We start from the raw sequence: 12127 nt of genomic DNA, 5'->3' as shown, positions 1-12127 counted from the left end.
AGGTTGGTGCGATTCTCTCCGCAGATTGTTGTTCTCAATCGAACTTCGCTTCGCTCGTTCTCTTGTACAACAAATTGCGTTAGTCCTACTAGCCAATCGAGCTTCCCTACGGTCGCTCTCTTGGGTTAGGGCTTAAACGCCAAGCATTTCCTTAATCGACGCGAGAAAAAAGAAATGCGAAGGCCGGACGATTGCTCCCCACCTTTTCAAATAATTTTCTTTTTTCTAATTTTAAAACTTTCAGTCTACCAAAATACATAACTTTAATCTTTCTACAAAATATTTTTGTGTTTACGCACATAAGTGATATAATATTTATATATGGTTTTCTAAATTAAATGGAGGAAATTATGAAAAGAGAAATTGAGCAATATAAAAATAACCACGAAATCGAAATCCGCTCTTCAGCAGCGGAATATTTAACTTTTATTGCTGCCACCGGTGACGAAGAAGACTCGATTGAAATCAGATATGAAGACGAGAACATTTGGCTAACACAAAAGATGATGGCGACGCTTTATGATGTAAGTGTTGCGACAATAAATGAACATCTAAAAAATATTTTTGATTATATGGAATTGCAGGAAGAAGCAACTATTAGGAATTTCCTAATAGTTCAAAAAGAAGGTTCTAGAAATGTTTCAAGAGAAACAAAACACTATAATCTTCAAGCAATAATTGCTGTCGGTTTCAAAGTTAATAACGAACGTGCGGTTCAATTTAGAAAATGGGCAAACCAAATTGTAAAGGACTATACGATAAAAGGCTGGGCAATGGATGATGAAAGGCTGAAAAACTCAGGAACCAAACTCACAAAAGATTATTTCGAAAAATTACTTGTAAAGATTCGTGAAATAAGGATGTCCGAAAGAAGATTTTACCAAAAAATCACCGATATCTACGCCACATCCTTGGACTATGCCCCGTCTGCAAAAGCAACAAAAAGGTTTTTTGCCGCCGTTCAAAACAAACTCCACTATGCCGTGCACGGCAAAACTGCAGCGGAACTTATAATAGATAGAGCGAATCACGAGAGCAAAAATATGGGACTTACCACTTGGGATGGATCCCCTTGTTCAAAAATACATAACTACGATGTTCTAAATCCAATAAACTATCTAAACGAAAAAGAACTTAACCAAATGCAAAGAATTGTTTCTGCATATATTGATATGGCGGAGCTTCAAGCAGAAAGAAATATCCCAATGACAATGGAAGATTGGGAGAAAAGATTGAGCGGATTCTTTGAGCTGTGGGATAAAGAAATCTTAAATGACTCCGGAAAAGTCACCGCCGCCCTTGCAAAAGAGCACGCGGAAAGTGAATTTGAAAAATATAGAATTATACAAGATAGACTTTATAAAAGCGATTTCGACAAATTTCTTGAGTTGGAAAATATAGCCGCAAACAAAGATAAATAAAAAGAGAGGCATTTTTTTCCTCTCTTTTATTTTGCATTTATCCTTTTTGAAATTGCATCTAGAGCATCAATAACACTTTCAAAATCCAAATTACTAATGTACATATTTTCTTTAAGATATAATTCCCATAATTTTTTTAAATAAGAGTCACCTTTTATATCATCTATTATTTCTGCATACTCTGCCATCAATTCTAAGCTATTTCTTCTAGTTGACGTTCTATTAATAGCTGCTTTTAATACTGTGTAATCTATCTCTTCTTTCTTCAAATTATACAGAGCATAAATATCATAAAAATCCCTCATCCTAGTAGTAGCAATATTTCTTTTAATTACGCTCTCATATTTTTCTGCCAATATTGTTTCCAATGGATATGCCATTACTTTTATATTCTCGTCACCAAAAATACAGGGATAAGAGTACTCTATTTCTCTAGGAGTTATTGCATCTCCTGTAGTTACATCAAGCTTCATTGGATTCTTAGTTTTACCTACATTTCCAATTAATGATACTCTAAAATTTTCATAATCATCAGATTCCCTAATATGTTCAATTTTCTGTATTTCAAATTTTATACCATCACCAACATCTTCATTTATAATTTCATTCACTACTATTTTTATCTCTTTTTCGCTAAGATGTATACCCTTGATTGTCGCATCCACATCCATTGTGGTTCTGTTTTCAATTCCAATCAAAGACGATATTAGAAAACCTCCCCTTAATTACAAAATTACTCCTATATTTTGACAAAGATAGTCTTTCTAGAAATCTTTCAAAAAAATACATCTGTAAAACTTCTTGTGAGCTCAACTTGTTTTTTTGTGATAAATTCCTTATCTTCCCCTTTATACTTTCTATATTAATCACGACAAAACCTCCATATACATCCTGACTTTGTCTTCAATTTTAAATATTCTACTATACTTTATAAGTCGTCTTAAATTTCTATTTGAAGATTTAAAATACCTTGTGAGACCTTCTGTGAAAATTTGCTTATCGATATTTTTTCTATCAATTATAATATCACAAATCGTTCTATCAATATCATAAATCGGAATGATATTTCCCTGTGGTGATTTTATTTTCGTCTTTCCAATTTCATAAAATTCTTTTTTTACATAATGAACCTGCAAATCCGGAAACCTCTGTTTAATATGACTCGCATTATAACCTTGAGGTACAGAGATATGAAATACATTCGGAGTTCTATCTGATAAATCATGAAGATATAAAGCTGTATTGTACGAAAAAACAATTCTCTTACTTCCTGACGAAATTAAAACAAAATCATCCGTTATTTCCCCATTTAATTGATAAACCCCGGGTCTTAATCTTTCAAGCTTTCCTTTCCTTGCTAATTCTGACAAATTATGTCTGCCAAAGCCAAGTTTTTCAGCTTCGCTATTTGTTATTATTCTATTTTCACTTATATATTTTTTTAATATATCCATATTCTCATCCCCTCATTACATTTTCGCTTTTATTATAACATATAAAAGCGAAAATGTAAACAATGAATCTTAAAATAATAATATAGCTCAAAATCATTACAACCAAATTCAAATAAAAAGAACCTGCAAAATAATTTTCACAGGTTCCTTTTATTCTTTTATATTTCTCAAAAATCTATTTTCCTACAACCCCACAAAAACCTCCACAAGATTTTGTACTTTATAAAGCACTTCTTCTTTTTTCTTTTCTCTTGCGCCTTTCCGTCTTGATGTAGATGGTAATATACTGTCGTGTTCTTCGCCATTGTTTTCGGCAAAGCCTTCGGCTATAGATTTATTTTATAAATTTTTCTGCATTAAAACAAAATATAAAACCCTCCTATCAAAATTACATAAATAATAAAGACCACACGCCGCTTACTTTAAAGATATTATACCGTATAAAAAATAAATATGATAACCCCAATAAAAAATGAGGCTCCAGCCCCATTTTTATTTTATCAAAGCAACTAATAAGTTTTAGTAGTTGATGATTTCAATTAAATTACTCTTGCAAAAATTTTTTCAAAACCTGGACATGATTAATCTCTGGATCCTTGGCTGCGTAAATCAAAATTGCATTCTCAGTTTTTAAAATGTTTTTTACATGGATTTTAAATTTTTCCGCTTCAGGGTTTCCCTCCAGCTCTTCCAAATAAAGTTTTGAAAATTTTTCAAAGTTTTCCGCCTTATGTGCAAAAAATTTTCTTATTTGTGTAGAAGGCGTAATCTCTTTTGCCCATTCAAAGGGCTCTAAACTTTCTTTTTTAATTCCCCTGGGCCAGAGCCTGTCGACCAAGATTCTCCTGCCTTGGCAAGTATCATCTATATCATAGGCCCTGATCATTATTAATTTTCCAGCCATATATTCATATCCTTTGCTTATCATCTTATAATTTATAATAGGCAATGCCCAACAAACCCCGGCCTGTGTGTACTGCTAGTGTTGGTGCGATCTGCTCTTCAACGTAAATCTTTGCTCGATCAACTTCACATTTTTTTAATAATGAATTAAAACAATTGCTCCCTTACTTATTTTTTCTTTTTGTATCATATATATCCTTCCAAACCGGCCCGGATATATAATCTAGCATTATTATTAATTTCTGCATTATCTTGAACCTCTTTAACTGGAATTATTTTCTTTTGTGTTCCCGTTATTAACATTATATAAACAATGTTTAACTTTATTTGTATTAATAATATTAATAGTATTTATACTTTATATTTATGTGCTGCAATATGCTCATCACTGAACAAAAAATCTGCGTGATTATGATTGTGCGTCTCCTCATTTATAAAATGAGAATGCTCATGCAAATGAGTAATAATATGTTTGTGCGTTACTCCGTCATGTGTATGAACAATTGTATGAGTGTGCGAATGCAAATGTTGTTTAATTAAAGTGTCATATACGACAAATGCAGTTCCAATAATCATAAATAATAAACCGGCATAATACATATTATTTAATTTTTCGCCATTTATTAAAAATGATAAAAATGTCCCTACAAACGGTGCCACTGCATAATAAGCACTTGTTTTAGCCGCCCCTAATTCTCTCTGTGCTCTTATATAAAGAAAGATACTGAGGCCGTAAGATATAAATCCCAACAACAAAATAAAAGCAATATATTTCGCCGCAGGTACTTCCTCTCCTATAATCATTGCAATAACAAGTGAACCACTTCCTGAAAAAATCCCCTTCAGCAAAACAATCTGGTAAGTGCTTTTCTCAGAAATTTTTCTCGTGCAATTGTTTTCAAGACCCCAACAGCATGTTGCAAGAATTACGAAAAACGAACCGACGGAAAATTTAAAACTGCCACTGCCTTCAAATGAAAGTAAAATACTCGAAAAAGTAATAAACCAAATCGCCGTCCACAGTCTTTTAGAAACTTTTTCTTCAAATAAAATCAAGGCAATGAGAGTCGTTGAAACTATTTCAAAATTTCCAAGAAGAGACGCGTTCGATGCCGTTCCGAGACTTATCCCAAGCATTAAAAATATCGGTGCCGCAATATCCAAAACAACCATTCCAACGGCATAAATAAAGTCGTCACTTGAAAGTCTATCCGACTTTTCTTCATATTTATAATTAAATAAATACATAAAGCCGACGCCTAGACCGGCACCAATATACAAAAACGCCGCCATAAATGTCGGCGAAACATGCTCCAATAACAATTTTGAAAAAGGTGTATTGATTGCATAAAAAACAGCCGCCAGCAGTGCTAAAAAAATCGCCCATAATCTACTTTCACTTTTCAAAAATATATCCCCCTATAATAAATTGATTACTGTTTAATCCATTTTTAGCTTTGTAAAAGTTGTATTTTTCATCATGAAAAATAGTAGAATTAAAAAATCTTAAATATTGGAAGAAAATACTCCCCTATTTCAATTATATCATAAATCAAAAAATTACACGACTATTCCACGATAAAAACAAGACTATCTAAAGCCCGACAAAAACCTCCACAAGATTTTGTATTTTAAAAAGCACTTCCGCCTTCTTCTTTTCTCTTGCTCCTTTCCGTCTTGAAGTCGGCGGAATTATACCGTCGAGTTCATCCCCGTTATTTTCAGCAAATCTTCTCGAAATCTATTTTTCAATAAATCTCTTTGCATTTTCGTTAAGATTTTCCTCGACTATTAAATCATTGATACTTTTAATTTGTTCTTCGATTTTTAATATTGTTCGTTGTCTGTTTTATTTTTATGTATCTGTTTTATTTTGTTCCATGCTTTTCGGCATTTTTTATATTACTCCTCTCCTGTTTTTTCTTTCCAATTCGGGTAAAACAATATATATAAATTAATTTATCCGGGAGATGATTTTATGCTTATTTTCGCAATTATATTTTTAATTTTATTTGTGCCACAAGTTTATTATGCTTTTAAGAGGACAAGATATAGGTCGCTCGATATGGCGAGCAAGTTTTTCAAGAGAATGACAGTCCTTAACGAAGACGGTTATGAGGAGATGTATCTTACAAATACTGACGGGGCTGATGTTTTTGTGAGAGTTTTATCGTGCGAAAATCCAAAGGCTGTTGTGCAATTGGTGCACGGAGTTGCAGAGCATTCCGGAAATTATATGGAGTTTGCAAGATTTTTAAATCAAAACGGCTATATCGTTGCTATTGATGACCACAGAGGGCACGGGCGTTCCATCTCGAATGCTTATCCGAACGGCTATATGAATATGGCGGAGGAACTTGTCGACGATGAGATTATGATTGCGAAATATATGAAGGATGAGTACCCGAATCTTGAGTATTATATGATTGGACATTCTATGGGTTCGATGATTGCAAGGCTTTTTTTAAGAAAGCGCGACGATATGCTCGACAAGTTTATTGTTATGGGGACGGTGCCGGTAAACAAGTTTTCATTTCTCGGTGTGTTTTTCTTAAATATTGCTTGTTTTTATTTGGGCATCAAGACCGAGAGCAGACTTATTAATTCAGTCGTCGGTGCAAACGGTCTCGATTTTATAAGTTATGACAGAGAAAATATTAAAGTTAAGTCGAATGATCCGTTGAGAATCTTCAGATTTAAGCTCGGCTATACAAGAGCGCTTATAGATTTAAACAGAAAGCTTGGAAAAAAAGCGGATTATGAATGCAAGAATCCGAATCTCAAAATTTATAATATGGTGGGAGCCGAAGATATCATTACGAAAGGCGAAAAAGGTGTCGCCGACAGTTTGAATTTTTTAAAATCCATCGGATACAAGGATGTTTCGAGTAAAACATATGAACATATGAAGCACGAGATTTTGTGTGAAACGAATAAAGAGTTTGTCTATCGTGACATTTTGAATTTTTTTGATGGTAAATAGAATAGCTTTTCGAATTTTTATTGAGCCGTTTTCGGCTCTTTTTATTTAGCTGATTTTGTTTTCTCTCCGAAATGTTGTATAATATTATTGATTGATTTTTGGAGGTTTTTATGAGAATCGGAATTGTGAGCGATACGCACGGCAGATACAAGGATTTTATGATTGCGCTTGAAAAAATGGGAGATGTGGATTTTATTCTTCATCTCGGCGATGTTTTATATCACGGGCCGCGAAATGATTTGCCGGGGACTTATGAGCCGAAGAAGCTTGCGGAGAAACTAAAGAATATGGACAATATCGTTTTTGTGCGTGGGAATTGCGACAGCGAGGTTGACGAGATGGTCACGGACAAAAATATCCACGAAAATTTCAGGATTATAGATTTCGGTGACATAAGGATTTATGCGACCCACGGTCACAGAGAGTCTGAGGACGAGAGAGTCGCCGCTGCCGAAAACAAGTTTTGCGATTATCTAATCACCGGCCACACGCATATCAAAAAGGATGTAAGGACCGACACACTCCACATTTTAAATCCGGGTTCAACGACGATTCCGAAAGACGGTTCGCACTCATGCGCCGTCATTGACGACGAGGGCGTTCATTTTTATGAATGGTGATTTCGATCGCATTTCACTTGATTTTTTTTGCCCTTGGTATTATAATGGACTTAACCGATGAGAATCGATAATATTATTGCAAAGGAAAGGTAATATGATATTTCTAAATTGTGATTATAACGAAGGCTGTCATCCAAAGATTTTGGAAAGGCTTGTTGAAACAAATTTTGACCAATGTTTGGGCTATGGAGATGACAAATATTCAAAGCATGCAAGGGAGTTAATTAAAAAGTCTCTCGGCACCGATGATTGTGATATTTATTTTTTAGTTTCAGGCACTCCTACAAATGTAGCAGCTTTAAATCAAATACTTAAACCATATCAAGCCGTTATGGCTCCGGACACGGCACACATAAATGTTCACGAAACGGGTATGCCTGAAGCATGTGGACACAAGATTTTGACCTTCCCGAATCAAAACGGAAAGATTACAATCGAGCAAATTGACGAGTTTATGCGCCAAAGAAATTTCGAAGCTGTCGTAGAACATTCGGTCGAACCGAAGCTTGTTTATATAACATATCCGACCGAAATCGGAACTCTTTACACAAAGAAGGAGCTCGAAGATTTGCACGCATATTGCAAAAAGAATGATCTTTATCTTTACCTCGACGGAGCAAGACTCGGATACGGTTTGACTGCCGAAGACGGCGACATCACTTTCGAAGCCATAGCAAAGAACTGCGATATGTTTTATATCGGCGGAACGAAATGCGGTGCTCTTTTGGGCGAAGCAATGGTAATCATAAACGACGAGCTGAAAAAAGGTTTCAGATATATTATCAAACAAACCGGACAACTTCTCGCAAAAGGACGTGCCGCCGGCATTCAATTCGAAACGCTTTTCACGGACAATTTATACATCGACATTTGCGCAAACGCAAACGCACAAGCCTGCAGAGTTAGAGATAAGCTCAAAGAAAAAGGCATCGAGTTTTTATATGAAACCTCGACAAACCAACAATTCCCGATTGTCCCGAACTCATTCCTCGAAGCGACCAAAGATGAATATGTATTCGACAAGACAAAAATCATTTCAGACGATTTAAGTGCAATAAGAATTTGCACGAGTTGGGCGACAAAGGACGAAAATATCGATAAACTCATAGAAATTATAGACAAAAATTTATAAAAAATACGGACACAGTTTGATGTGTCCGTTTTTTAATGCATTTTTCAAAACAGAAAGAGGACCCGTACATTAATACAGGTCCTGAGGTTTTTTATGAGTTAATCTATAGAAATTCTATTTCATAGATTTCAAACTTGTCACTTGTCTTTGATGTTTGGTGACTTACATTCGCCGACAAATATCCGTTTGCTCTTGCCGTCTTTGTCGTTATAGATTCGACTTGACCCGGTGTAAGAGTTGCCGGAACTGCGAATTTTAAAGTCTTTTTGCCGTCTTTTGCAGCTTTCGTAAGACCAGCTTCGATTTCTTTTATCGAACCGAAATAAAGTCCGTCAGCTTCTTTTTTAACTTTGTCTATATCACCTGTTGCAGCTGTGTCTCCGCCCTTTTTGTCGTCAGATTTTTTGTCATTCTTTGCAAGTTCAGGAGCGTTTAATTTCTTTGCAAGCTCCGCGATATATGTGTCGACGTCGGCTGTTTTGACATCTTTTATAACCTTATACTCGAGTTTCTTTGCGGTAGCCATAGGTTTTACTTCCGCAACCTTGGTCTTGTTGTCCCACTTTACTTCATATCCGAGTGAATCACAGAGAGTTCTTAGCGGAAGATATGTTCTGCCTTCTTTTGCATCGATAGTTGCCGGAACATCAAGTGCATAGAGCTTTCCATTTGCATAAAACGCTTTTTTGTCAACCGGGAAAATGATATTTCCTTTGTCGCCGTTTTGTATAACGGCAAGTCTGTTGTCCTTGTCCCAATAAACCTTTTTACCGAGCGCAGCCAAAACATCAGTAACCGCAAGAGCGCTCTTGTTGTCAACTACCTTCGGTGCATATTTGAATTTGTAATCCTTGAGTTCGCCTTTTTCATTCGGCACTTTCAAACTGAATTTTGACACAAACTCGCCCAACTTTGCCGGCGTCTTCTTTACCGCATTCATCTCGTCAACGAGACCTGCAGCCTTTACACCCATCGTAAACACCATCGTAAACGTCATCAAAATTGCGAGAAACGTAATTCTCTTCTTCATAATAACCCTCCTTGATAAAATAAGATTTTCGCTTTTCTTGCGAATAATAGAAAATCAAATGATATTCTGTAGTTATTATATACCCATATACATTTAATTTAAAACGTTAAACCGAAATCAAATTGTGTTTTCTGTTTTTCCAAAAAAAGAGACGCTTTCGCATCTCAATTTTATTTTACTATTCCATTTTCTTCGGAGTTTAAATACATCAAATTATCCCTTATGCAAATCACAATGTCCGGGTTATATTCATCGACGATTTCAGTCAATGTTTTATTTTTTTGATATCTGAAATCAAAGCTATAAAAATTATTTGCATTTCTAACGAGCAGCGATTCTAAAGGGTTTGTAAAAGAATCACCATACACAAGAATGTTCGGCAAATTCTTTCTATTAGTAACAATTTTTGTAAACCCCTTATCTCCGTTCATATAGACACCGTATCCGACCGCACCTTCAAATGTATGTTCCTCCGGAAAAAACAGTTTGCTCAAAGTTTTTTCTCCGTCATCAAATCTTTCGAATTCAAAATCCGGGTTGTAGGTGTAGTAGTCATCATTATATCCACCCATAAAAAAGAGTTTCCTTGCATAAGATCCTTTAAACGGTTCCGACATCTTTACAAGTTCTACATTGCTCTCAAGTTTAAATTCTGTATTTTCATTTATCTTTTTTACTATATTTTCATAAACATTTTTTGCGCCGATATAAGAAAAATGATGATCCGTTTTGGTGTATTCCATTTCTTTATCTTTTATAAAGTCGCTCATTTTTATATTTGAAATATTATTTTTATTGAGTGCTGCAAAGAAATCTTCTTCAATGTTGTGCCATTCTTCATATTTGTTTAAAAGATAAGTCGGATAATCATCTGAAAATACATAACTGTGTTCCGGCACGCCTACATAAAGAAAATATACTCCCTTGTCCTTCAATGCTTCGTTAAGGTCTTTGTAGCCTTGTGTCATTTTTTCGAGGTCCTCTCTGTAGTCGTACGGCCACCATCTTTGCCAACGCGTCATATAGTGTTTATCCGATTTATAAATTCCATTCACAACCGGTCGCTTCAACAATTTAAGATTTAAAAATGTATCAAATTTTAAAATTCTGTTTCTGAGTTTAAAAGAGTCCGACAAATGCTCTTCAACATCTCCAAAGTAGTTGTTTTCAAAAACATTTTCATAATTTAATGTCGGACACTCCTTAATATTTCGATTTTCAAAATAGAGAAGTCCTTTTTCATTCCTAAAAAATGTAATCATAAAACACATTCCGAAAATAATCATGAGAAATCCTGTTATTATAAAAAAATCTTTCTTTTTCATCGGCATCTCCTAAAATCTAAAATATATGAATGGGTTGTACGAACTGCTAAAAAGAGAAATAATCGACAGTATCAAAAGTATAAAATAGATTAAAATTGCCGGTATTGTCTTTTTCCCTTTTTCAAATGCCTTAAAAATATTAGTGGAGAACATTATTCCCAAGAAAATTTCAATATAATATTCTTTTAAATAATAAGTCACTCCTCCAATTGTCGGCTTCAGTCCCACGTTAAACATAGCTTTTAGGTATTTCAAAAGTAAAAAGCTATTCTCCTCTTTAAAAATAACCCACCCTATAAGAATAACTATTAATGCATACAGATGTCTGAAAATTTTCGGGACTTGCTCAAATTTACTTCCAAAAATATATTTTTCAATTACGAGAAAAACAAAGAAGTACAATCCCCAAATTATATAGTTCCACGAAGCACCATGCCAAAATCCGGTAAGAAACCATACAATAAACATATTAAGAATATGTCTCGGCACGGAAACTCTGTTGCCGCCTAGTGGTATATAGATATAATCTCTAAACCATGTTCCGAGTGACATGTGCCACCTTCTCCAAAATTCCGTTATGCTTTTTGAAGTGTATGGATAATCGAAGTTTTTAAGAAAATTGAATCCGAACATTTTCCCAAGACCGATTGCCATATCCGAGTATCCACTGAAGTCATAGTATATCTGAAGTGCAAACATCGTAACTCCGAACCAACTTAAAGGCACGCTCAAATTATAGTTGCCGTTCAATTTAAATATTTCATCAGCAATTATTCCAAATTTATTTGCCAGCAATACCTTTTTCGAAAGTCCGACTATAAATCTTATTACACCGATTGAGAATAGATCAAGCGTTTCAACTCTGCCGTCTATTTCATCCGCAACGGTTTTATATCGAACAATAGGTCCTGCAATTAATTGAGGAAAAAGAGAGATGTATAGTGCTATATCCAAAGGATTTTTCTTCACTTCCGCATTTTTCATATAAACATCAAACACATAGCTCATGCCTTGAAATGTGAAAAAAGAAATTCCAATCGGCATGTAGATGCTTTTAGTTTCAACATTGATGTCAAAAATCTTTGAAAGATTCCCGACTATAAACATCAGATATTTGTAATAGAAGAGAATTGCAAGATTTAATATAACTACAATCGTAAGCGAAATTTTTCTTTGCTTTTCTCCTCCACTATTTACCGCAATACCTCCGATATAATTTATAAAAATCGAGAGAAGCATTACAACAATCGCTTTCGGTT

General features: G+C 34.6%; 10 protein-coding genes and 1 pseudogene. 4 read left to right on the top strand and 7 right to left on the bottom strand.

The window, feature by feature from the left end; translation table 11 throughout:
- The first annotated feature begins 350 nt into the window (after positions 1-350).
- Positions 351-1421, top strand: a complete 1071-nt coding sequence (locus tag SPI61_RS04520) for a virulence RhuM family protein (protein WP_321136931.1) — start codon at positions 351-353, stop codon at positions 1419-1421.
- Between the two features lie 26 nt (positions 1422-1447).
- Here SPI61_RS04520 and SPI61_RS04515 read toward each other — a convergent pair.
- The 4 genes and pseudogenes from SPI61_RS04515 to SPI61_RS04500 all read right to left on the bottom strand — a co-directional run bounded on the left by SPI61_RS04515 (position 1448) and on the right by SPI61_RS04500 (position 5185).
- A pseudogene (locus SPI61_RS04515) lies at positions 1448-2291 on the bottom strand (nucleotidyl transferase AbiEii/AbiGii toxin family protein).
- Complete coding sequence (locus SPI61_RS04510; protein WP_321136930.1) at positions 2288-2875, bottom strand: type IV toxin-antitoxin system AbiEi family antitoxin domain-containing protein; 588 nt, start codon at positions 2873-2875, stop codon at positions 2288-2290. Before SPI61_RS04510 ends, SPI61_RS04515 begins: the two are co-directional and overlap by 4 nt.
- 544 nt (positions 2876-3419) lie before the next feature.
- Positions 3420-3779: a DUF488 domain-containing protein gene (locus tag SPI61_RS04505; RefSeq protein ID WP_321136929.1), complete on the bottom strand. Its 360-nt coding sequence runs from the start codon at positions 3777-3779 to the stop codon at positions 3420-3422.
- Positions 3780-4129: 350 nt separating this feature from the next.
- Positions 4130-5185 carry a DMT family transporter gene (locus SPI61_RS04500; RefSeq protein WP_321136928.1) on the bottom strand — a complete coding sequence of 352 codons (1056 nt, stop codon included), beginning with the start codon at positions 5183-5185 and terminating at the stop codon, positions 4130-4132.
- Between the two features lie 571 nt (positions 5186-5756).
- Here SPI61_RS04500 and SPI61_RS04495 point away from each other — a divergent pair.
- The 3 genes from SPI61_RS04495 (at position 5757) to SPI61_RS04485 (ending at position 8513) form a co-directional block, all read left to right on the top strand.
- Positions 5757-6761, top strand: a complete 1005-nt coding sequence (locus tag SPI61_RS04495; protein ID WP_321136927.1) for an alpha/beta fold hydrolase — start codon at positions 5757-5759, stop codon at positions 6759-6761.
- A gap of 110 nt (positions 6762-6871) precedes the next feature.
- The gene (gene yfcE / locus SPI61_RS04490; protein ID WP_321136926.1) at positions 6872-7381 is read left to right on the top strand and encodes a phosphodiesterase; all 510 of its coding nucleotides are present in this window, start codon (positions 6872-6874) and stop codon (positions 7379-7381) included.
- Positions 7382-7475: 94 nt separating this feature from the next.
- Positions 7476-8513 carry a threonine aldolase family protein gene (locus SPI61_RS04485; RefSeq protein WP_321136925.1) on the top strand — a complete coding sequence of 346 codons (1038 nt, stop codon included), beginning with the start codon at positions 7476-7478 and terminating at the stop codon, positions 8511-8513.
- Positions 8514-8616: 103 nt separating this feature from the next.
- On the opposite strand, the gene SPI61_RS04480 is transcribed toward SPI61_RS04485, so the two are convergent.
- The 3 genes from SPI61_RS04480 to SPI61_RS04470 all read right to left on the bottom strand — a co-directional run bounded on the left by SPI61_RS04480 (position 8617) and on the right by SPI61_RS04470 (position 12107).
- The gene (locus tag SPI61_RS04480) at positions 8617-9543 is read right to left on the bottom strand and encodes a copper amine oxidase N-terminal domain-containing protein (protein WP_321136924.1); all 927 of its coding nucleotides are present in this window, start codon (positions 9541-9543) and stop codon (positions 8617-8619) included.
- 170 nt (positions 9544-9713) lie between these two features.
- Entirely contained in the window at positions 9714-10868 is a 1155-nt protein-coding gene (locus tag SPI61_RS04475; RefSeq protein ID WP_321136923.1) for an alginate O-acetyltransferase AlgX-related protein, read from the bottom strand.
- Positions 10869-10877: 9 nt separating this feature from the next.
- Positions 10878-12107 (bottom strand): MBOAT family O-acyltransferase, encoded by a 1230-nt coding sequence (locus tag SPI61_RS04470; protein ID WP_321136922.1) that lies wholly within the window; start codon positions 12105-12107, stop codon positions 10878-10880.
- Between the last annotated feature and the right edge of the window lie 20 nt (positions 12108-12127).

The organism is Ezakiella sp. (assembly GCF_034180565.1).
GTDB lineage: Bacteria > Bacillota > Clostridia > Tissierellales > Peptoniphilaceae > Ezakiella.
This window is presented reverse-complemented; position numbering and strand designations above follow the sequence as displayed.

What these genes read in the sequence shown, in the direction of transcription:
- SPI61_RS04520 (WP_321136931.1), top strand. Translation starts at nt 351, where the DNA reads ATGAAAAGAGAAATTGAGCAATATAAAAATAACCACGAAATCGAAATC.
- SPI61_RS04510 (WP_321136930.1), bottom strand. Translation starts at nt 2,875, where the DNA reads ATGGATATATTAAAAAAATATATAAGTGAAAATAGAATAATAACAAAT.
- SPI61_RS04505 (WP_321136929.1), bottom strand. Translation starts at nt 3,779, where the DNA reads ATGGCTGGAAAATTAATAATGATCAGGGCCTATGATATAGATGATACT.
- SPI61_RS04495 (WP_321136927.1), top strand. Translation starts at nt 5,757, where the DNA reads ATGCTTATTTTCGCAATTATATTTTTAATTTTATTTGTGCCACAAGTT.
- yfcE (WP_321136926.1), top strand. Translation starts at nt 6,872, where the DNA reads ATGAGAATCGGAATTGTGAGCGATACGCACGGCAGATACAAGGATTTT.
- SPI61_RS04485 (WP_321136925.1), top strand. Translation starts at nt 7,476, where the DNA reads ATGATATTTCTAAATTGTGATTATAACGAAGGCTGTCATCCAAAGATT.
- SPI61_RS04480 (WP_321136924.1), bottom strand. Translation starts at nt 9,543, where the DNA reads ATGAAGAAGAGAATTACGTTTCTCGCAATTTTGATGACGTTTACGATG.
- SPI61_RS04475 (WP_321136923.1), bottom strand. Translation starts at nt 10,868, where the DNA reads ATGAAAAAGAAAGATTTTTTTATAATAACAGGATTTCTCATGATTATT.
- SPI61_RS04470 (WP_321136922.1), bottom strand. Translation starts at nt 12,107, where the DNA reads ATGCTTCTCTCGATTTTTATAAATTATATCGGAGGTATTGCGGTAAAT.